The 21,805-nt window shown below is 70.4% G+C and carries 15 protein-coding genes; 8 read left to right on the top strand and 7 right to left on the bottom strand.

What is annotated here, in order from left to right:
- Positions 1-13 precede the first annotated feature (13 nt).
- Positions 14-220, bottom strand: a complete 207-nt coding sequence (locus tag JIX56_RS31690; RefSeq protein ID WP_200302358.1) for a hypothetical protein — start codon at positions 218-220, stop codon at positions 14-16.
- Between the two features lie 110 nt (positions 221-330).
- Positions 331-1,782 (bottom strand): MFS transporter, encoded by a 1,452-nt coding sequence (locus JIX56_RS31695; protein ID WP_257545576.1) that lies wholly within the window; start codon positions 1,780-1,782, stop codon positions 331-333.
- A gap of 101 nt (positions 1,783-1,883) precedes the next feature.
- Here JIX56_RS31695 and JIX56_RS31700 point away from each other — a divergent pair, with 101 nt between their 5' ends.
- Positions 1,884-2,801 carry an MmyB family transcriptional regulator gene (locus JIX56_RS31700; protein ID WP_257545578.1) on the top strand — a complete coding sequence of 306 codons (918 nt, stop codon included), beginning with the start codon at positions 1,884-1,886 and terminating at the stop codon, positions 2,799-2,801.
- A 17-nt stretch (positions 2,802-2,818) separates the two neighbouring features.
- On the opposite strand, the gene JIX56_RS31705 is transcribed toward JIX56_RS31700, so the two are convergent.
- Entirely contained in the window at positions 2,819-4,276 is a 1,458-nt protein-coding gene (locus JIX56_RS31705) for an MFS transporter (protein ID WP_257545580.1), read from the bottom strand.
- Between the two features lie 81 nt (positions 4,277-4,357).
- Here JIX56_RS31705 and dusB point away from each other — a divergent pair, with 81 nt between their 5' ends.
- Positions 4,358-5,500, top strand: a complete 1,143-nt coding sequence (gene dusB / locus JIX56_RS31710; RefSeq protein WP_257545582.1) for a tRNA dihydrouridine synthase DusB — start codon at positions 4,358-4,360, stop codon at positions 5,498-5,500.
- Positions 5,501-5,753: 253 nt separating this feature from the next.
- A complete protein-coding gene (locus JIX56_RS31715) occupies positions 5,754-6,875 on the top strand; it encodes a polysaccharide pyruvyl transferase family protein (RefSeq protein ID WP_257545584.1) in 1,122 nt (373 codons plus the stop codon).
- 89 nt (positions 6,876-6,964) lie between these two features.
- Here the strand turns inward: JIX56_RS31715 and JIX56_RS31720 are convergent, their stop codons facing one another.
- Together JIX56_RS31720 and JIX56_RS31725 are read right to left on the bottom strand one after the other, a co-directional pair.
- Positions 6,965-8,905: an amylo-alpha-1,6-glucosidase gene (locus JIX56_RS31720; protein WP_257545586.1), complete on the bottom strand. Its 1,941-nt coding sequence runs from the start codon at positions 8,903-8,905 to the stop codon at positions 6,965-6,967.
- On the bottom strand, positions 8,902-10,398 hold the full coding sequence (locus JIX56_RS31725) for an MGH1-like glycoside hydrolase domain-containing protein (RefSeq protein WP_443031920.1): 1,497 nt from the start codon (positions 10,396-10,398) through the stop codon (positions 8,902-8,904). The genes JIX56_RS31720 and JIX56_RS31725 overlap by 4 nt, the downstream gene beginning before the upstream one ends.
- Before the next feature lie 155 nt (positions 10,399-10,553).
- On the opposite strand from JIX56_RS31725, the gene JIX56_RS31730 reads away from it, so the two are divergent.
- From JIX56_RS31730 to JIX56_RS31750, 5 genes are all read left to right on the top strand, one after another.
- Positions 10,554-11,774 carry an ROK family protein gene (locus JIX56_RS31730; protein WP_257545590.1) on the top strand — a complete coding sequence of 407 codons (1,221 nt, stop codon included), beginning with the start codon at positions 10,554-10,556 and terminating at the stop codon, positions 11,772-11,774.
- 470 nt (positions 11,775-12,244) lie between these two features.
- Positions 12,245-14,992: a pyruvate, phosphate dikinase gene (gene ppdK / locus JIX56_RS31735; RefSeq protein WP_443031921.1), complete on the top strand. Its 2,748-nt coding sequence runs from the start codon at positions 12,245-12,247 to the stop codon at positions 14,990-14,992.
- Positions 14,993-15,258: 266 nt separating this feature from the next.
- Positions 15,259-15,678, top strand: coding sequence for a hypothetical protein (locus JIX56_RS31740; RefSeq protein ID WP_257545594.1), 420 nt, complete (start codon positions 15,259-15,261; stop codon positions 15,676-15,678).
- 142 nt (positions 15,679-15,820) lie between these two features.
- Positions 15,821-16,429: an ABC transporter ATP-binding protein gene (locus JIX56_RS31745; protein WP_257545595.1), complete on the top strand. Its 609-nt coding sequence runs from the start codon at positions 15,821-15,823 to the stop codon at positions 16,427-16,429.
- On the top strand, positions 16,426-18,726 hold the full coding sequence (locus tag JIX56_RS31750) for an FtsX-like permease family protein (protein WP_257545597.1): 2,301 nt from the start codon (positions 16,426-16,428) through the stop codon (positions 18,724-18,726). Before JIX56_RS31745 ends, JIX56_RS31750 begins: the two co-directional genes overlap by 4 nt.
- 89 nt (positions 18,727-18,815) lie before the next feature.
- On the opposite strand, the gene JIX56_RS31755 is transcribed toward JIX56_RS31750, so the two are convergent.
- The gene (locus JIX56_RS31755) at positions 18,816-20,153 is read right to left on the bottom strand and encodes a condensation domain-containing protein (RefSeq protein ID WP_257545599.1); all 1,338 of its coding nucleotides are present in this window, start codon (positions 20,151-20,153) and stop codon (positions 18,816-18,818) included.
- Between the two features lie 238 nt (positions 20,154-20,391).
- Complete coding sequence (locus JIX56_RS31760; RefSeq protein WP_257545601.1) at positions 20,392-21,726, bottom strand: glycosyltransferase; 1,335 nt, start codon at positions 21,724-21,726, stop codon at positions 20,392-20,394.
- Positions 21,727-21,805: the final 79 nt, after the last annotated feature.

Raw genomic sequence — 21,805 nt, forward strand, 5'->3', positions numbered from 1 at the left:
GCCGGAGGCCGGGTTACGAGTCCGTCGGGTCCACCGTCGCCTGGTGGGCCTCGGCCAGGTGCTCCTCGGCCTTCAGCCACGGCAGGAACTGCGCGCCCTTGCGCCAGCCGCAGGTGTCGCACCGGATCGTGCGCTGTACTCCCGAGCGCTGGACCCGCACGGTGTGCTCCCGCCCGTGCTGGTCCCAGCGGCTCACCTTGCTCGTGTTGATCTCCAGCATGAGGTCCCCAGTCGAGGCTTCGCGGTTCCCTGTCGGTGAGGAGTCTGCGGCAAGACCGACATCAATGGGAGAGATTCAACGATGAGTTCTCCCACGCGCCGTGCCAGGAGTCATCCCACCACACGCGGCAACCGCAGACTCAGCCCCACCGTCAGCCCCACCCCGGCCAGTTGCACCAGCAGGGTCGTCACCAGCGCGTCCCGCATCCCCATCCCCGGTGCCAGCCCCAGGAACAGCGACCCCAGCGTCGCCACCCCCAAGGCCAGCGCCGACTGCTGGGTGGTGATCATCACGCCGCTGCCGACCCCGGCCCGCGCGGCCGGGACCTCGGAGAGGACGATGCGGAAGACGATGGGGAGTTGCAGGGCCTGGCCGCCGCCCGCGACCGCCGCGCCCGTGAGCAGCAGCGGCCAGTCCGGCTCGGGCCAGGCCCGCCATACGGCGAGGGCGATGAGGGCGATGCCCACGCCCTGGACCACACCGCCGACGGTCACGACACGCGTGCCGTACCGCGCGACCAGGCGCGGCCCCGCCAGCGAGACGACGAAGAACACGGCCGCCATGGGGGAGAGGGCGAGCCCCGCCGCCGTCGGCCCGAGCCGTGCGCCCTCCTGGAGCGCCACCGCGATGACGAACATGAACCCGCTGAACCCGATCGAGAACGGCAGGATCATCACCAACCCGCGCCGCAGCGAGGTCAGGCCGAACAGGCTCGGCGGCACCAGCGGCGTACGCCCGAGACGGTCGGCGCGGCGCTCGACGAGGTAGAAGGCGGTCGCGGCGAACGGGAACGCGGCCAGCGCCAGCCAGGTCCACAGGGGCCAGCCCGCCGCCCGGCCCTCGGTGAGCGGGACCAGGAGGGTGAGGAGGGAGACCGCCAGCAGGACCGTGCCGGCGCCGTCCACCGGTTCCGGGCGGGCGGAGCGCGTCTCGGGCACGGAGCGGGCGGTGAGGACGAGCCCGAGGACGACCACCGGGACGTTGACGAGGAACACCGAACGCCAGCCCGTGCCCGCGATGTCGGCGGAGACCAGCACCCCGCCGAGGATCTGCCCGGCGACCATGGAGAGTCCGGCCGTGGCGCCGTACAGGCTCATCGCGCGGGCCCGGCGGGCGCCGGCCGTCGCCGACTGGATGGTGGCGAGCACCTGCGGGAGCATCGCGGCGGACGCCGCGCCCTGGGCGACCCGCGCCACGACGAGCGTCCAGGCGTCCGGCGCGAGGCCGCACGCCAGGGAGGTCACGCCGAACGCGGCCATGCCCCACAGGAACAGCCGCCGTCGGCCGAACAGATCGCCCAGGCGGCCGCCGAGGACGAGGAGCACGGCGTACGAGACGCCGTACCCGGCGACGACCAGCTCCAGCACGGCCTCGCCCGCGGCGAGGTCGCGGCCGATCGTCGGCAGGGCGACGTTGACGATGAAGAAGTCGATGAGCGGGAGCGCCGCGCCGAGCAGGACCGTGAAGAGCCCGAGGTCGCCCAGGGCGGACGGGGAGGCGGGGGAGGCGGAGGAGCGGTCGGGGGACGGGGACTGGGTCGGTGTCGTGAGGCTTTCGGTCACATCAGGCAGGTTCGCGCGCCGCTCAGACTGGTACCAGAGTCTCTCTATCCTGGTACAAGCGGTACCTGGCAACAGGATCCGCGCGGCGGCACCCTGGAGGCATGACGACCATGGCCGAACCGGAGACCCAGGCACAGCCCGAGGCCGGGATCGGTGAACGCGCGCCCACAGCCCCCGAGTCGGTGATCCGCCGGAAGGAGCTCGCCGCCTTCCTCCGCCACCGCCGCGAGCACATCACACCCGAGCAGGTCGGACTGCCCAGGGGCCGCCGTCGGCGTACACCGGGCCTGCGCCGCGAGGAGGTCGCGCAGCTCTCGGCGGTGGGCGTCACCTGGTACACATGGCTGGAGCAGGCCCGCGACATCCATGTCTCCGGCCAGGTCCTCGACGCCCTGGCCCGCGCCCTGCTCCTGGACCCCAGCGAGCGCGCCCATCTCTTCAACCTGGCCGGGGCCGCCGACCCGGCGCCCGGGTCGAGGTGCCACGCGATCAGCGACGCCCAGTACGCCCTGCTGGAGCAGCTGGAGCCGATCCCCGCCTCCATCCAGAACAGCCGCTACGACATCCTGGCCCACAACCGCACATTCGGCCTGCTCTTCTGCGACCTCTCCGAGGTACCGCCGGAGGACATGAACTGCATGATCCTGGCCTACACGAACGAGCAATGGCGCTCCTCCATGGTCCAGTTGGAGGAGACCACCCGCTTCCTCGCCGCCAAGCTGCGCGCCGCGATGGCCGACCACCTCGCCGACCCCGCCTGGAAGACGCTGCTGAAGCGGCTGCGGTCCGAGTCCGCCGAGTTCCGTGCCGCCTGGGAGCGGCACGAGGTCGTCGAGACCTTCAACAAGCGCAAGCAGTACCGCAACGCCCACGTCGGTCTCCTCGACGTCGACCACACCGACCTGTGGCTCGGCCCCCGCCCCGGCCCCCGCATGGTGACGTACGTACCGGCCGACGAGGAGACCCGGAGGAGGCTGGAGAAGCTGCACGTGATGGCGTTGGAGCGGGCTGCCGGGTGAGCACCGGGCTCTGGTGCTCAGGCATCGGCCCTACGGCCGACCCCCGCCGCGTCCCGCACCTCCGCCGACTCCAGCCGTTTCGCCGTGCGGTCGGCGGTCGCGCGGGCCCACGCCCCCGTCGTCAGCGCGCCCAGCACCAGTACGGCGAGTCCGCACGCCGCGACGATCCACCACGCGGGCCGGGCCGCCGCCACGAACGCGCTCGCGTACGACGACGAGCCGATCCCGGCCGCCAGCACCGCCCCGATCACCGCGACCCCCAGCGTCTGCCCGATCTGGCGGCTGGTGGAGGCGACGGCGGCCGCGACACCGGCCTGGGTGCGGGGCATGCCGGAGACGGCCGTGTTGGTGATGGGCGCGTTGACGAAGCCGAAGCCGAGGCCGAACAGGACATAGCCGATGACGAGGGTGACGTTCTCCGTCTCGGCCTCGAACGCGGCGAAGAGGACCCCGCTCGCGGTCATCGCCACCCCGGCGACGAGCAGCGGCAGGCGCGGCCCCCGGCTGCCGACCAGCCGTCCGGAGACCGGCGCGCAGACGAAGCACAGGAGGGCCATCGGAAGCATCCACAGGCCGGCGTGGAGGGCGTCGAGGCCGCGTACGTTCTGCAGATACAGCGTGGACAGGAACAGGAAGCCGGCGAGCGCCGCGAACGCGCTGACCGCTATCACCGTCGCCCCGCTGAAGGGTGCCGAGCGGAAGAAGCGCAGGTCGATGAGGGGTTCGTCGCGGCGGGGCTCGTACCACAGGAGGCCGAGGAGCGAGGCGAGGGCGACGCCGCCGAAGGCGAGGGTCTCGGCGACGGGCGCGGTCGGCGCCTCGATGATCGCGTATGTGAGGGAGCCGAGCAGCGCGATGACGAGGAGCTGTCCGACGGGGTCGGGGCGGCGGGCCTTCGGGGCGCGGGACTCGGGGACGTAGCGCCAGGTCAGCAGCAGGGCGGCCAGGCCGACCGGAAGATTGAGCCAGAAGATCGAGCGCCAGCCGACCGACTCCACGAGGACCCCGCCGATGATCGGTCCGGCGGCGAGGGAGATGCCCACCACCGCGCCCCACGCGCCGATCGCCCGGGCCCGTTCGCGCGGATCCGTGAACGTGTTGGTGATGATCGACATCGCGACCGGGTTGAGCATCGAGCCGCCGACCGCCTGCACCATGCGGAAGGCGACCAGCGATTCGAGGTTCGGGGCGAGGGAGCACAGCAGCGAGCCGAGCGTGAAGACGACCAGGCCCGCCATGAAGACCCGTCTGCGGCCGATCCGGTCCGCGGTGGAGCCGGCCAGCATCAGCAGGGCCGCGAGGACCAGGGTGTAGGCGTCGATGGTCCACTGCAGGCCCGCGAGGCTCGCGTCCAGGTCGCGCTGCATCGAGGGCAGGGCGACGTTCAGGACGGTGTTGTCGAGGCTCACGATCAGGAGGCTGCTGCAGCAGATCGCGAGGACCAGCAGGCGGTGGCGGCGGCTGAGCTCGGGCATGCGCTCCATCGTACGCCCGGGTCGATAGTGCGCCTAACTAATGAATGGCGAGCATGCCTCCGTGTGCGTGACAATGGGGGAATGTCCACGCCCGTGACCCCCTTGCCGATCGGCCCGCACACCGTCTCGCCGCCCGTCGTTCTGGCCCCCATGGCGGGCATCACGAATGCGCCCTTCCGCACGCTGTGCAGGGAGTTCAGTGGCGGCAAGGGGCTGTTCGTCAGCGAGATGATCACCACGCGGGCGCTGGTCGAGCGCAACGAGAAGACCATGCAGCTGATCCACTTCGACGCGACCGAGAAGCCGCGCTCGATCCAGCTGTACGGCGTGGACCCGGCGACCGTCGGCAAGGCCGTCCGCATGATCGCGGAGGAGGGCCTCGCCGACCACATCGACCTGAACTTCGGCTGCCCGGTCCCCAAGGTGACCCGCAAGGGCGGCGGCTCGGCCCTCCCGTACAAGCGGCACCTGCTGCGCGCGATCCTCCGCGAGGCCGTGAGCGGCGCGGGGGACCTCCCGGTCACCATGAAGATGCGCAAGGGCATCGACGACGACCACATCACCTACCTCGACGCCGGCCGCATCGCCGTCGAGGAGGGCGTCACGGCGATCGCCCTGCACGGGCGTACGGCCGCCCAGCACTACGGCGGCACGGCCGACTGGGACGCCATCGCCCGCCTCAAGGAGCACGTCCCCGAGATCCCGGTCCTCGGCAACGGCGACATCTGGTCCGCACGGGACGCACTGCGGATGGTCCGCGAGACCGGCTGCGACGGCGTGGTCGTGGGGCGCGGCTGCCTGGGCAGGCCGTGGCTGTTCGCCGACCTGGTGGCGGCGTTCGAGGGCCGTACGGAAGCCATCGCCCAGCCCTCGCTGCGCGAGGTCGCGGACATCATGGTCCGGCACGCCACCCTCCTCGGCGAGTGGATCGGTGACGAGTCCAAGGGCGTCGTCGACTTCCGCAAGCACGTGGCCTGGTACCTCAAGGGCTTCGCGGTCGGCTCGGAGATGCGCAAGCGTCTCGCGATCACCTCCTCCCTCGCCGAACTCCGCTCCGGCCTCGACGAGTTGGACCTCGACCAGCCCTGGCCGACCGGCGCCGACGGCCCGCGCGGCCGCACCTCCGGCAACAACCGCGTCGTCCTCCCGGACGGCTGGCTCAAGGACCCGTACGACTGCGCGGGCGTGGGCGAGGAAGCCGAACAGGATACGTCCGGGGGCTAGGGCCCTTCTGATGGATCTCCGCGGCGTCGCGACGCCCGGCACGCACCCTCGCCGCACGGCGCGAAGGGACAGGTGGCTCCGCCACATGACCCTCCACGCCGCACGCCGAGCGCACGCACCGAACGCCGCTCCTTCCTCCACGGAGATCCATCAGAAGGGCCCAGTTGCCCCGTTCTGTCGGATATCCGGTCGTTGTGCGGCCGGTTTCCGTCATCTCGGAATGAGTGGGGAAATGTCCGGGTAGCGCGTTTTGGTGTGCGGAGCGAATGAGACACCGAAGAAGCCGACGAAGAGGCCCTCGAAGCGGCCGACGCGGAAACCGTCGGAGCCTCCCTCCCACGTCGCCCACTGCGCGCACTACGTCTCGTACGTCCTCACCGTCCTGGACCGGCTGGTCCCGGCCGGCACCCGGTGCGCGCTCATCGGCGCCCCGCTGAACTCCAACGTCGGCGACAGCGCGATCTGGCTCGGGCAGCGCGCGCTGCTCGGTGCGCTCGGGGCCGAGGTGCGTTACGCCTGCGACCTGATGTCGTACGACGCCGGGCACCTGGCGGCCTGCCTCCCCGACGGGCCGATCATGCTGACGGGCGGCGGCAACCTGGGCGACCTGTGGGAGGACAGCCAACTCCTGCGCGAACAGGTACTGCGCGACTTCCCGGACCGCCGGATCGTCCAGCTGCCCCAGTCCGTGCACTTCACGGACCACGCCAACCTCACCCGCGCCCGCCGCGTCTTCGACGCCCACCCCGACCTCACGCTGCTGCTGCGTGACCGCCACAGCCTGCACCGCTGCCGCACCGTCTTCGAGGCACCCGCACTGCTCGTCCCCGACCTGGCCTTCGCCGTACCACCGGACGCGCTGGCCGGCGGCATGGTCGCCCACGACGTCGTCTGGCTGGCCCGCGAGGACAAGGAGTCGGCGAAGGGCCCACCGGCCGGACGGGGCCCGACCCACAAGGAGCAGGGCGGCCCGTACGTCTTCGACTGGACCCAGGAGGGCGCCGACGCCGAGTGGCGCCAGGCGAAGGAGACCCTCTGGCGAAGCCGGGCCCGCGCCCTGTGCCGCGCCGGCTCCGGCGACCCGGCGGGAGCGGCTCCCGGCCTCCTCGCCGCCTACGACGGCCTGGCCCGCCTCCAACTCGCCCGAGGCTGCCGCCTGTTGACCGCAGGCCGCGTCGCCGTCACCGACCGCCTCCACGGCCACGTCCTGGCCCTCCTCCTGGGCCTCCCCCACGTCCTGGTAGCCGACCGCTACGGCAAGATCCGCAGCTACTGGGACACGTGGACCGCGCATCGGCCGCCCACAACCGCGTGGGCGTGGACGGAGATGGAAGCGAGGGAGACAGCGGGAAGGCTGCTGGCCGGACTCCGCTGAGGTGCGGCGCGCCCCATAGGGGCGCGGGGAACTGCGCGAGCAACCACAACGCACGCGCAGCCCGCAAACAACCCACACCCCTACGGCGCCTACGCTCCTCCCACGGCGGTGAGCAGCGCCAAGGGAGCCGCCGCGGACCGCGCCTCCCGCACACACGCATGCGGATACGGCACCGGCTCCGGATGCGTATCCCGCCCGTACCCGGCCAACACCTCCGGCAGCCGATGCCCGGCCGCCGTCGCCGCGTCCACCATGCCGGAGGCAACCCCCCGCGCCTCGTCATGCAGCCCGTACCGCGCCAGCCCCAACGTGATCAGCGCGTTGTCATGCGGCCAGACCGACCCCCGGTGATACGACAGCGGGTGATACGCGGGCTGCCCGGAGGCCAGCGTCCGCACCCCCCACCCGGAGAAGAAGTCGGGTTCGAGGAGCCGCCGGCCCACGAGCTTCCCGTACTCCTTGTCCAGCAGCCCCGACCACAGCAGATGCCCCGCGTCCGAGGCGAGCGCGTCGACCTGCCGGCCCTCACCGTCCAACGCCAGCGCCGGGAAGCTGTGTTCGGGCATCCAGAAGTCCCGCTGGAAACGGTCACGGAGGTCACCCGCGGCCTGCTCCAGGAGCGCCGCGTACACCTCGTCCTCCCAGACCGTGCGGGCGAGGACGGCGGTACGGCGCAGCGCGTCGTACGCGTAGCCCTGCGCGCCCGCCGCCATCACCGGCCCGGTGGCGGGACGGCTGCCGTCGGCGGAGCAGATCGAGCCGGGGGAGTCCTTCCAGTTCTGGTTGGCGAGGCCGCCCTGGTCGGCGCGGTAGACGAGGTAGCCGCGCGAGGTGAGGCCGCCGTGGTCGAGCATCCAGCCGATCGCGGCCCGGGCGTTGGGCTCCAGACGGCGGGCCAGGGTGACGTCCCCGGTCTGTTCGACGTACGCGCCGAGGAGGACGAGGAACAGCGGGGTCGCGTCCACCGAGCCGTAGTACCGCCCGTACGGCACCTGCCCGAAGTGCGCCAGCTCGCCGTGCCGCACCTCGTGCACGATCTTGCCGGGCTGGGCCACCGAGTCCACGCCGACCTCGGTCGCCTGGGCCGCGGCGAGTGCGAGCAGCGTGGCGGCGGCCGGCTCCGGCCGGTAGGGGAGCGTGAAGAGGGAGGTCAGCAGGGCGTCGCGGCCGAGGAGGGTGAGGAACCAGGGCGCTCCGGCGGCGGGTACGCGCAGCGGCTCGCCGTCCGGGCCGGTCGCCGGGACCTGGAGCGCGGCGAGATCGGAGAGGCCGCGTGCGCAGGCGGCGGCCAGCTCGGGCCAGCCGGTGGGGAAGGCCACGCCTTCCATGAACTCGCCCTCCACCGCGAGGAGTTGGTCCTGTACGGCGGCCGGTGACCGCGGCACCCGCAGGGCCCGCCGGTCGCCGTGCGGCCGTGCCATCACCCGCAGGGTCAGCTCCACCGAGCCGTGCGGTTCGACATCGAGGGCCCAGACGAGCCGCCGCGCCCCCGTCCCGGTCTCCTCCACGCTGTCCGGCGCGGGCTCGGCCGTCACCGTCGTACAGGATCGCCACTCGCCGCGCCGATAGCTGAACTCCACACCGTCGTCGAGGACTTCGCGCCCTCTGACGACACCGCTCTTGGCGTACGTACGGAAGTCGGAGCGCAGCTCGAACTGGTCGGTGAAGTCGGCGTCCGCGGTGACCGCGATCCGGACCGTCGTCGCCACCGGCCGGTTGCTCGTGACGCGCAGCGACTCGACGAACGCGCTGTCGGAGACGGCCTGTTCACGGAAGAGCGTGTACGCGGGCGGCTCCTGGCGGCCGCCCCGGGGCACGAGCACACAGCGCGCGGTGTCGCCGTCCGCCACCGGTGTGAGCGTCTCGGGGACCGCGCCGTCGACGGTGAGCTGCCATCGGCTCAGATGCCGGGCGTCCCGTACGAACAATCCGTCCGGGGCGCTGCCGCCCCGCACCCCGCTGATGTCGCCGCCGTCGCCCACGGCGGCGAACGTCCCGCCCCGCACGAGCAGATGATGCCGGTCCGTCATCCCAGGTCCCCTCCCTTGTCACTCATGCCGAGCATGGCTCGCTGATCGTGGTGCCGTCCGTGGTGCCGCCCATGGCCGTGATCGTGATCGTGGCCGTGGTCGTCCTGGTGCAGCAGGTCGAGCGTGAGCGCGGCCGTCCAGCTGAAGCCGAGTGCTCCGCAGGCCTCGCCGGTGTAGGGGTCCACGTACTCGGCGAACCCGGACGCCCCCGCCGTCTCCAGCAGTGCCGCCCGCAGTGCGTCGGCCCGCCCCCACTCCCCGTGCAGCCGGAGCCCCCGCTCCAGCATCCAGTTCGTGTTGAACCACGCGGGCCCACGCCAGTACCGGTGCGGATCGAAGGCCTCGCCGGTGAGGTCGTACGAGGGCACGAGCCGGGTGGCGTCGCCGAGCCCGAAGCGGGGGCCGTGGATCGTCCGTACGAGGGCGGTGGTGATGTCCCGGGGGAGGTCGGGCAGCAGGAGGGGCATCAAGCCGGAGACGCCGCGCTCGGGGATGAGGGCGTCGGTGATGGTGTCCCGGCAGAAGAACATCCCCTCCGCCGGGTCCCACAGCCGCTCCACCAGCGCCGCCGTCAGACGCTCCGCGCGCGCGTGGCGGGCCGTCCCCGGTGCGCCCAGCTCCTTCGCGATACGGGCGAGGGCGTGCTCGGAGGCGATGAGGAGGGCGTTGAAGGCGGGGTCCTCGACGGCGAAGTCACTGTCGCCGTCGGCATAGTGGCCGTCCCGGTAGTCCGTCGCCAGCCGCACATACCGTCCGTAGTCCAGATCCGTCGGCCGGTCCTCGGCCGCGCCGTGGGCCAGGTCGGCGCGGCGGAAGGAGCGGGCCGGGGCCGGGGTGATCCGGGAGAGGGGCGCGTCCCAGGCGGGGCTGTTGTCCATGCCCTGCTCCCAGGGGTGGACGACGGAGGCCAGCCCGCCCCCGCCCAGATCGCGGCGGTGCAGCAGATAGCGGTGCCAGGCCGCCAGCCGCGGATACACCCGGGACAGGAAGCCGCGCGCCCGGGACAGCCCGGGGTCGGCCCGGTGCACCAGCCACGCGGCCAGCGCGTGCACCGGCGGCTGCACGATGCCCGAGGTCTGCGTGGTGCGCGGGGCGCCCGCGGCGCGCCCCGCGGTCGAGGAGCGCCAGAAGTCGGGGCTCGGGAAGTACGCGTCGAGCGGCACGGCGGGGTTGAACACGATGTGCGGGATGCGTCCGTCGCCCCACTGCGCGGCGAGCAGCGTCTCCAGCTCGGTCTGCGCCCGCAGCGGCGACAGATGGCGCAGCCCGATCGCGATGAACGCCGAGTCCCACGACCACTGGTGCGGATACAGCTGGTGCGACGGCACCGTGGACCGTCCCGTCCAGTTGCCGGCCAGCACCTCCGCCGCGCCGCGGTGCAGCGCACCGGCCGCTGTGGTCGCCGCCGTCGACGCGGCCGGATCGTATACGTCGGCCACGTGAGGTGTGCTCGTGCCTGGTCGAAGGGCGGTGAGCTGGGTTGTGCGGTCCACGTGGGGCTCCCTGAGAACAAGGTGCCGATCGGTTCGGCAGTAGCTACCGTAGGGTTACGTCTATTTAACACGCAAAACTCAATATGTAATGCAGAGTTGGTGAGCGCAAGAGGGTGTGTGGGCACGGTTTCCCGACGGGCCGCGACAATGGCGGGATGAGCAGAAGGGCCGTGAAGGTGGGCAATCACGCCGGTGCCGGAGATCTGCTGGAGCTGGTCCGCAGCGGCCGGGCCACCACCCGTGGCGCACTCCAGCAGGCCACGGGCCTGTCCCGGGCCACGGTCGGCCAGCGCCTGGACCGTCTCTTCCGTGCGGGCTGGCTCCGTGAGGGCGCCGGCGGCCCCGTCGACTCCCCGCTCGGCGGCCGGCCCTCCATCACCCTCGAATTCGACGACGAACACGCGGTCGTCCTCGCCGCCGACCTCGACACGCGGCACGCCCGAGCCGCCGTCCTCTCCCTCACCGGGGAGATCCAGGCCGAGCACACCGGCATCCTGGTCATCGAGGAAGGCCCGGACGCCGTACTGGACGAACTCGGGCACTGGTTCGCCGAACTCCTGGAGAAGGCGGGGCGCCCGGCGGACGCGGTCTGCGGCATCGGCCTCGCGGTCCCCGGGCCGGTGGACACCGACACCGGCCGTGTCGTCCAGCCGCCGATCATGCCCGGCTGGGACGGCTACGACATAAGGAGCCGCCTGTCCCGCGCCTTCACCGACCACGCGGCCGGCCCGGCCGGCGTCCCGGTCCTCGTCGACAACGACGCCAACCTCATGGCGTACGGCGAACAGCGCACGGCGTACGCCGACTGCTCGGCGTTCGCGCTGGTCAAGGTGTCGACGGGTATCGGCGCGGGAGTCGTGGTCGGCGGCTCGATATACCGGGGTGTCGACGGCGGCGCCGGCGACATCGGCCACATCCGCGTCCCGCAGGGCGCTCAGGCGCTGTGCAGGTGCGGCTCGTACGGCTGTCTGGCGGCGGTCGCGAGCGGCGGCGCCGTGGCGCGACGGCTGGCGGAGACGGGGGTTCCGGCGGCCTCGGGCTCAGATGTACGCGACCTGCTGGTCGCCGGCCACCCCGGAGCAATGGCGCTCGCGCGCGACGCGGGCCGGGCCGTCGGGGACGTCCTGGCGACGGTCGTGACCCTGCTGAACCCCGGCGTCCTGATGATCGCCGGGGATTTGGCCGGAACCCCCTTCCTCACGGGCGTACGCGAACTGCTCTACCAGCGGGCCCTGCCCCGCTCCACGGCCCATCTGGACGTGGTGACCTCCCGGTTGGGGGAGCGGGCGGGCCTGGTCGGGGCGGGTGCCCTGGTCGTCGAGTACCTGTACGCGCCACGGCGGGCCGAGGAGCGGCTGGCGGCGCTGGGGGTGTGAGCCGGTCGTGCGGCGCCCGCCGCCGGGTGAAGCCGTTCCCGCATGCCGCCCCGAGCCGTGTGACGAGCGTGTTTCCGTCCCGGAGACCGGTCCGCATGGTGAAATCCGGGCCCTTCGAACGGCGTGATTCTCGCCACCCCTGATCAGGGTTCCGCTCAGATGAGCGAATCATGGGCGGTTCCGTGACTTCAAAGGGTGGCACTCGGTGCCACCCTTTGATCGTTCATCGGGCGAACTCAGGCGCGCGGATTACCGCTCATGTGAGCATAATGATGGCGGAGGTGAGGTCGGTCGCGTTCAAGAGGTGAACACATGCCCGCGTTGTTCCTTGCCAAGCCTTGACTTTCGATCCACTGGCGGACGGGTGGTTACAGGCGCATGACGCGCAAGTGGACGTACCCAGGAGCCTTCGATCTGGGTATGTTCCTCGCCGTCAGGGCAGCCACCGCGTCCTCAAGGAGTTGGGACCTGTGTCGGAAAACAAAGATCCCCACGTAGGCCACGAAGCTCAGAGTGTTGAGGGCGTGAAGTTTGTTTATGACTTCACCGAAGGCAACAAGGACCTCAAGGACCTCCTCGGCGGCAAGGGCGCGAACCTCGCCGAGATGACCAACCTCGGTCTCCCCGTACCCCCCGGCTTCACCATCACCACCGAGGCCTGCAAGGTCTACCTCGACAGCGGCGACGAGCCCGCGGCACTCCGTGACGAGGTCAGTGCCCATCTGGTGGCCCTCGAGGAGAAGATGGGCAAGAAGCTCGGCCAGGCCGACGACCCGCTCCTCGTCTCGGTCCGCTCCGGCGCGAAGTTCTCGATGCCGGGCATGATGGACACCGTCCTGAACATCGGCCTGTCGGACAAGTCGGTCCAGGGCCTCGCCAGGCAGGCCGGCGACGACCGCTTCGCCTGGGACTCCTACCGCCGGCTCATCCAGATGTTCGGCAAGACCGTCCTCGGCGTCGACGGCGACCTCTTCGAGGAGGCGCTGGAGGCGGCGAAGACGGCCAAGAAGGTCCTCGTCGACACCGAGCTGGAGGCCGCCGACCTCAAGAAGCTCGTCACCAAGTTCAAGAAGATCGTCAAGACCGAGGCCGGCCGGGACTTCCCGCAGGACCCGCGCGAGCAGATGGACCTCGCCATCCACGCGGTCTTCGACTCCTGGAACACCGACCGCGCCAAGCTCTACCGCCGCCAGGAGCGCATCCCGGGCGACCTCGGCACGGCGGTCAACGTCTGCTCGATGGTCTTCGGCAACCTGGGCCCGGACTCCGGCACGGGCGTCGCCTTCACCCGCGACCCCGCCTCCGGCCACCAGGGCGTCTACGGCGACTACCTGCAGAACGCCCAGGGCGAGGACGTGGTCGCGGGCATCCGCAACACCGTCCCCCTCGCGGAGCTGGAGTCGATCGACAAGAAGTCGTACGACCAGCTGATGCAGATCATGGAGACCCTGGAGAACCACTACAAGGATCTCTGCGACATCGAGTTCACCATCGAGCGCGGCCAGCTGTGGATGCTGCAGACGCGGGTGGGCAAGCGGACGGCGGGCGCGGCGTTCCGTATCGCCACGCAGCTCGTCGACCAGGGCCTGATCGACGAGGCGGAAGCCCTCCAGCGGGTGACGGGCGCCCAGCTCGCGCAGCTCATGTTCCCCCGCTTCGACGAGGACGCGAAGGTCGCGCAGGTCGGCCGCGGTATCGCCGCCTCCCCGGGCGCGGCGGTCGGCAAGGCGGTCTTCGACTCGTACACGGCCGTGAAGTGGTCGCGTTCCGGCGAGAAGGTCATCCTGGTCCGCCGCGAGACGAACCCCGACGACCTCGACGGCATGATCGCGGCGGAGGGCATCCTGACGTCGCGCGGCGGCAAGACGTCCCACGCGGCCGTGGTCGCGCGCGGCATGGGCAAGACGTGCGTGTGCGGCGCGGAGGAACTGGAAGTCGACACCAAGCGCCGCCGTATGACGGTCCCCGGCGGCCATGTGGTGGAGGAGGGCGACCTGATCTCCATCGACGGGTCGAGCGGCAAGGTCTACCTGGGCGAGGTCCCGGTCGTGCCGTCCCCCGTCGTGGAGTACTTCGAGGGCCGGATGCACGCGGGTGCCCAGGACGCCGACGAACTGGTCGAGGCGGTCCACCGGATCATGGCCTTCGCGGACCGCAAGCGCCGGCTCCGTGTCCGGGCCAACGCGGACAACGCCGAGGACGCGATGCGCGCCCGTCGCTTCGGCGCCCAGGGCATCGGTCTGTGCCGTACGGAACACATGTTCCTCGGCGACCGCCGCGAGCTGGTGGAACGCCTGATCCTGGCCGACACGGAGACGGAGCGCGAGGAGTCGCTGAAGGCGCTGCTCCCGCTCCAGAAGCAGGACTTCGTCGAACTCTTCTCGGCGATGGACGGCCTCCCGGTGACGGTTCGTCTCCTGGACCCGCCGCTGCACGAGTTCCTGCCGGACATCACGGAGCTGTCGGTCCGCGTGGCCCTGGCGGAGTCCCGCCAGGAACCGCACGAGAACGAACTGCGCCTGCTCCAGGCGGTTCACCGCCTGCACGAGCAGAACCCGATGCTGGGCCTGCGCGGTGTACGTCTGGGCCTGGTGATCCCCGGTCTCTTCACGATGCAGGTACGGGCGATCGCCGAGGCGGCTGCCGAGCGCAAGAACGCCAAGGGCGACCCGCGCGCCGAGATCATGATCCCGCTCGTCGGTACGGTCCAGGAGCTGGAGATCGTCCGCGAGGAGGCGGACGCGGTGATCGCGGAGGTCGAGGCGGCGACGGGCGTGGCGCTGAAGCTGTCGATCGGCACGATGATCGAGCTGCCGCGGGCCGCCCTGACGGCGGGCCAGATCGCGGAGGCAGCGGAGTTCTTCTCCTTCGGCACGAACGACCTGACGCAGACGGTCTGGGGCTTCAGCCGCGACGACGTCGAGGCCTCCTTCTTCACGGCCTACCTGGAGAAGGGCATCTTCGGCGTCTCCCCCTTCGAGACGATCGACAAGGACGGCGTCGGTTCGCTGGTGAAGCTGGCGGCGGAGGCGGGCCGCGCGACCCGCCCCGACCTCAAGCTCGGCGTCTGCGGCGAGCACGGCGGTGACCCCGAGTCCGTCCACTTCTTCCACGAGGTGGGTCTGGACTACGTCTCCTGCTCCCCGTTCCGCATCCCGGTGGCCCGCCTGGAGGCGGGGCGCGCGGCTTCACAGTCGACGGGCAGCGACCACCGCTGACCCCGGCACGACCCTGAGCCCCGGAACCGTCGCTTGTCCCCGACCGACCCTCACCGATGGGCGGCGGTTCCGGATCACGAAGAGAGGGCGGCATCCCGTGCGGGGGGTGCCGCCCTCTTGGTTGTGTGGGGGGTGCGCTTCCTGTGCTTCAAGATCACCTGAATCGGTGGTGATCAAGCAGGCAGATCGTTTCTGTGCGCATCCGTATAGTTACCTTCTGTGATTACGGGTGTCTGTTGGGGCACCCGGTGATCACGGAGGTGCGCATGAAGAGGGCAGCGGTAGGCATGGTCGCGGCCGGACTGATCTTCGCGGCTGCGGGAGCGGCGCTCGCGGTGGAGCAGGGCAGGATCCCGGTGCTCCAGTCCGTGGGCGGCCAATTCAGCAAGGGGGTCTACAAGTTCAATCCCCCCGGTACCAATCACGGTGCCTTCGAGTGGTCCGGCACTTTGAAGGACACGAACCTGCGCGACGGGCATAACGTGTACGTGCAGGTCAAGGTCGAAGGCCATGGCTGGGCGCGGTACTACGGGAAGCAGCGGAGTGCGGTCCGGTTGCACCACTCCGACTGGAGCGGATCTCAGCGCTACACGGACGACGCATCGATGCGAGTCTGTCGCGACCGCGGCGTCCTGCATCCGGACAATTGCTCGCGGACCGAGCACTTCGGATACCAGCGTGACTGAGTCGATTCAGCATCCACAGCCCAGGCGAGGTCGCCTGGGCTCGTGCTCTTCCTAGGGGTACGCGATCAATACATCAGAAGTCCTTTCTGCCAAGGGAATCGACCTCCTCTACGGCGAGACTCTTGCCGTCAGGAACGCCGAAATGTCCCTCCGCCGGGGCGAGGTTGCTGCGATCACTGGTCAGAGCGGATCCGGAAAGTCGTCGCTGCTGTACTGCCTGGCCGGGGTGCTGCCGGTGGCTCGTGGTGAAGTTCGCTTCGAAGGCCGTGATCTCGGCGACCTCGACGACGAAGAGCTGAGTGAACTGCGCCGTGAGCGGTTCGGGTTCGTCTTCCAGTACGGCGAACTCCTGCCGGAGCTGACGGTGGAGGAGAACACCGCGCTTCCGCTGCGGCTCGCCGGACAGCGGAAGAAGGAGGCGCTCGCCGCAGCCGGAGAGGTGCTGAGGCGGCTAGGTCTCGCGGACCTGCGTGAGCGACGGCCCTCACAGGTGTCCGGCGGCCAGAGCCAACGTGTCGCCGTGGCCCGCGCATTGGTGCACCAGCCGGCGGTCGTCTTCGCCGACGAGCCGACCGGATCACTCGACAGCTCCAACGCGACGGCTGTATTGGAGGAGTTCCTGACTCTTGCCCGTTCCCAAGGAACGGCGGTCGTCTTGGTGACACACGACTCCCAGGTGGCGGCCCGCGCGGACAGCCGCTACACGATGTGTGACGGCATCCTCTCGGCTCAGGTACGGGAGGCGCCGTGAGGGAGCTTTTCCTGGGGATCCGGCTGTTGCTGGGAGGTGGGCGCGGCAATCGGGTGCGCTTCCTGCTCATGGTCATCGGCAGCGCGATCGGTGTGTGCTGCCTGGCCGTCGTACTGGCGATCCCCGGCGTACTGGCTGCACAGGACGGGCGCAAGGCGGCGCGTGAGCCAGATTGTGTCGCGGATCCGGTCGCCATGACCTGTCCGGCCTCCGAAGGAGACTCCTTCGAACTCACCAGGACAGATCCCTACGGTGCGGAGCCCCTCACTCGGGTCTTCTTGGCTCGGGGGGACAGACCCATCGAGCCGCCGCCGGGGCTGACAGAGCTACCTGCCCCAGGCGAGCTGTTCGTGTCCCCCCGGTTGCGCGAGGTGCTCCAACGAGAGCCCGCCTTGGCGCAGCTGCTGCCGGGCAGAGAGAGCGGACTCATCACGACCCAAGGCCTGGCTCACCCCGACGAGTTGTACGCGTATGTAGGCGTCAGCCCAGAGGAGCTTGAGGGCGGAGGCGATCGCGTGACGATGTTCGGCAAGCCGTTCGCGAGCTCTCCCACCGTGGAGCCCTCGACGCTCGATATGGTGCGCTTCACCCTCGCCGGCGTCGTACTTCTGCCTCTCGCAGTCTTCCTGGCCGTCTGCGCCAGGCTCTCCGCAGCGGCTCGAGCCCGGCGGCTGGCCGCTCTACGACTGCTCGGGCTGAGCGTGAAGGGCACCCAGCGGGTCAATGCAGCCGAGACTGTCACCGCGGCGTTGTCGGGTGCCGTACTCGGCCTGGGTATCTACTGGGTTGCCAATCAACTCGTATCGCGGATTGGTCTGCCCGGCCTCAAGTGGTACCCCTCCGACGGAGCCCTGTCCGTGTCCACCGTCGTGGCCTGCGTCGTTGGCTGTCCGGTGCTCGCGTGGTTCGTGGGCCGGGCCGGGGCCAGGAAGGCCGCGGCCCGGCCGCTGGCGGTACGGCGCAGCGCTGTGGAGAAGGCACCTGGCAAGTGGGGCCTGCTCATGCTCGTTCCAGGACTGAGCATCGTGGCCGCATACTGCGTGGCAGGTGCGACAGGCCACCCGCCCAGGGACACTGCACTCTCGTCGATCCTCATGCCCCTCGCCGTCGTTCTGGTCGGCATCGGGCTCGTGATGATGCTGCCGGTCTTCTCGCGGGCCCTTGCCCAGAAGGTGGCCCGCTCCACCGGCTCGGTCTCCCTGGGTCTCGCCATGAGGCGCAACGAGGTCGAACCCGGCGGTGCGCTGCGGGTGGCGACCGGGCTGGTGATCCTGGTCTTCGCGGCATCGTTGGTGCAGGGAGTGCTGATCGAACTCGATCAGGTCTCCAAGAACACGTCCCCTGTCCAGACGTACAGAATCTCGCTCGCGGGCACCACAGCAGAGCGGCAGCGAGCCTGGGAGGGGGTGGAAGGTGTCCGTGGGCACGCGGTCGTCATGGAGTCGCGGTCGAGTTCCGACGTCGATCGATGGGCTCCCAGCCTCGAAGCGGTGGTCGCCACCTGCGAGCAACTGCGCAGGATGGTGCCGAAGGTCGACGGTTGTGTGGACGGCCGCCCCATGCGGTTGTGGGATCCGAAACAGGTGCAGGCAGAGGACAGCAAGCCAGGGACACGGTTTGCCTTCGACCTGTGGCACGAGGGGCATCGGCGTGTCATGCACGTGAAGATGCCGCGAGAAGTACTTCGGTACAGCGACGACGTCGAGCTCTCGGTCTTCAACAGCGGCGACGTACTGCTGCCTCCCTCGGCAGTCCCCGCTGAGCATCGCCCCGATGTCGCCACCCTCACCCTCCTCAGCAGCTCAGCCCCCGAAACCGTCCGGGCGGTCCTCGACGGCATCGGAGGCGTGGACCCCACCACGGAGGTCGACACACCGGGCGTGGTCGTCACGGCGCTTCAGCAGATCACCGTGGTCAGGAGTCTCCTGGGCATCGGCATGGTCCTGGGGCTGATCATCGGCGTCGCCGCCTACCTGGTGGCCGCCACAGACCGTGCCGTGGAGCGAAAGCCCCAGGTCACCGCACTGTCTCTGCTCGGCGCCCGCCCCCGCACGCTGCGGACCGTGCAAGTCGCGCAAGTGGTCGTACCGTTGGCCGTAGGCCTCGCCCTGGCCGTGATCACCGGCAAGCTGGCCGAGTCCAGCTACCTCGTGACCGGGGGCGGCGCCATCTACTGGGACGGCGCCGGGGTGCCCCTGCTTCTGGCCTGCGCGCTCGGCGCGGTGGCTGTGGCCGCGATCGGTGCGCTGCCACTCGTCGGACGGCGGATCGATCCGGAGCTGATCCGGCGGGACTGAGCGGTGGCGGTGGTGAGGGGAGACAGGGCGGCGCCCCGCGCGGGGCGCCGCCTCTTTCGTGGGCCCCGTCCGGCGGGCTCCGGGCTGGGTCAGGTCCGTACGGTCGTCGTCCCCCGGGACGGGCGGGGGATGGACACCGGCGTCGTGCCTCGTTCGCCGGCGATCTCCAGGAGGACTCGGACGAGTTCGTCGTGCAGGGCCTCGCTGATCTCGTGTGCTTGGGGTGTGTCGACGTGCAGCATGTTGACGTGGAGGCCGGTGGCGGTGCGGTGGAACCAGTGGCTGATGCCGTTGCCGCGGGCGGCCCAGACGTGCAGCATCGGGTTCCAGAGGGGGTGTTGGGCGCCTCCGGGGGTCCTGCGGAAGTCGATGTAGGAGAAGAAGTTCACCGGGAACGGCCAGTGGTGCAGGGAGAAGGTCTCCGGGGCCAGCAGTTCCCACGCCCGGACGAAGGGGATGCCCACGTGCCGCTGCAACTCGCCGTAGGCCGTGCGTGCCCGCGCGATGGTGGTGGCGTGGTCCGTGCCGCCCTCGCCGACCTGGAACTCGATGGGCATCGTGTTCACGAACCAGCCGATGGAGTGCTGCCAGGGGTTCGGGGCGACCGGGGCGCCTGAGGTGTCGGTGCTTCGTTCGCTGATGGGGAGCAGGCCCCGGTAGACCTCCGGCCCCCCGAAGCGGTGCTGGGCCGTCGCGGCCGCCGCCAGTACGGCCGTGAAGACGCTGCCTCCCGACGCGCGGGCGCCCGCTGCCAGGGCGTCGGTCCGGTGGTGGTCCAGGAGGGGGAGGGACCGGTTCACCACGGGGTACAGGCGGTCCTCCGGCACGCCCAGGTCGAAGGGGAACCTGGGGAAGAAGCCGCCGTTGCCGCGGATGAAGTCCTTCCAGTACGTCAGACGGTCGTCGTCGGGGCGGAGGGAGGCGTAGCGGCGGCGTTGGTCGTCACCGAAGGTCAGATAGCTGCCCGCGGAGGGGAGTTCCGGGGTGCGGTCGGCGGTGAGGGCGGCGTACGCGGTCTGGAGTTCGTTCACCACGACGGGCATGGACAGGCCGTCGCACACGATGTGGTCGAAGCAGAGGTAGACCGTCGCACTCGTCTCCCGGACCACCGCGCCCATGAGGAACAGCGGCCAGGAGAGCGTGTCCATGCTCTTGAACGTCTTGTCGAGATGGGTGTGCAGATCGTCCCCGGTGTGGAAGTGGCCGACCTCCTCCGCCTCCAGGGCGATGGACTCGGGGTCCGGCGCCGTGCAGTTCAGGTCACCGGCCAGGCGCTGGAACTCGCAGCGGAGCACCTCGTGGCGCCGTACGAGAAGAAGGAGCGCCGATTCGAGTGCCGCGGTGTCCGGTCGGCCCGTGATCTCGAAGGTGACCGCGATCGAGCTGGCGATGCCGTCGCTCGTACTCCGGGTCGCCTCGGACGACAAGTGATGCTTGTCCTGGTTGAACGAGGCGGATTTGGAAGCGGATTTCGAAGGAGAATCCTGCTCGCCGTGGGGGGAGTGCTTTGTGCGCAAGGACCAGGAGATAACGGTTCCGGGCGCGATGGTGGCGTCAGAGAAGGGGATTTGCAGCACTCCGAGGCTTTCTGTTCGTGACTTGTGGGGGGAAGTCGAGGGAGAGGGGGGAATTCCTGTACCGAAGTGGGGGGTGGGAAGTCGGGGGTTACGTGATGTGGGCCAGTAGGGAATTCACCGCCGTGTTCACGCCGTCCTCGGCCCGGATGAGGACGGCGACTTCACTCGCGCGGTGTCGCAGGTGCCGGTCCGTCACCGACGTGGTGATCGCTTCCGCCAGTTCGTGTGCGGTGAGCGTGCGGGCGGTGAGGGGGGTGGGGGCCACGCCCAGTGCTCCCATACGGGCGGACCAGTGGGTCTGGTCGCCCATGTGGGGGCAGAGCACCTGGGGGCGGCCGGCGGCGAGGGCGGCTCCGACGGTGCCGGGGCCGCCGTGGTGGACGATCGCGGCCATGCGGGGGAAGAGCCAGTCGTGCGGGGCCTGTTCGATCGTGAGGACGTCGTGTGACGGAGGGCCGGAGTCACTCGCCGACGCACCGATGCCACCCCAGCCGGTCGCGATCACGGCCCGTACACCGGTGCGGCGGACCGCCTCGGTGACCAGGGCGTTGTTCCGGCGCGCCTGGGTGCCGGTCATGCTGCCGAAGCCGACGTAGACGGGCGGTGGCCCCTCGTCCAGGAACCGGGTCAGCTCCCGGGGCGGTGTCCAGTCGGGGCGGGCGGGCAGGAACCAGAAACCCGTGGTGCGTACGGCGTCGCCCCACGCCGGGTCGACCGGTGTGATGTGCCGGCTGAACGACTGCAGGACGGGGCGCCGTCGGCCCTCGGGGTCCCGCAGCCACCGCCGTGCGCCGTGCCGGCGCGGGGCCAGGCCCAGTTCGCTCGCCCGCCAGCGCTCCACCTCACGGGACCGCTGGGCCGCGGTGACCAGGGCGTATGTGCTCCGGTTGAGGAAGCGTGGCACCTGGGGGAGGGGCAGCAACTGGCAGGGGAACGCGTCGGTGGGGATCCAGCCGGGTTGCAGCGCCACGACGACGGCGGGTACGTCCAGCATGTCGGCCACATGCTGGGCGGGGAACGCCGCCGAATGCACCACCGCCGCCACGTCGCCGTGGTCGTGGGCGATGGCCGCGACGTCTCGCAACGGGGCGATGAGGAGTTTCTTGAGGCGGGCGACGGCCCGCGCCGCCGCGATTTTCCCGCGTACGCCCATGAGACCTTTGTCGATGATTCTGCGGGTCGCCGTGTCCTCGAGGATCCGGGTGGGGCCGTCGTCGATCGCCGCGAAATCGACGCCGTATGCGGCCGCGTCGGACGCGTAGGAGGAAGGGGCCGCCAATAACGGGTGATGGCCGTGACGGCGCAGCGCCACGGCCAGTGCGAGAAAGGGTTGTACGTCCCCGCGAGTTCCGCAGGCCGCCAGGAGAACCTTGCGCGGGCGAGCGCCGCCTCCGAGGCTCTCCGGCCCCAATGTGTTGGGCATGACCACGCGCTGAACCTAGCAGAAGGAAAATCGAACAAGTCTGGCGCGGTTATGAGTTCGAAGAATTACGGGGTTTTCG

The sequence above is a fragment of the Streptomyces sp. CA-210063 genome, assembly GCF_024612015.1.
Classification (GTDB): Bacteria; Actinomycetota; Actinomycetes; order Streptomycetales; family Streptomycetaceae; genus Streptomyces.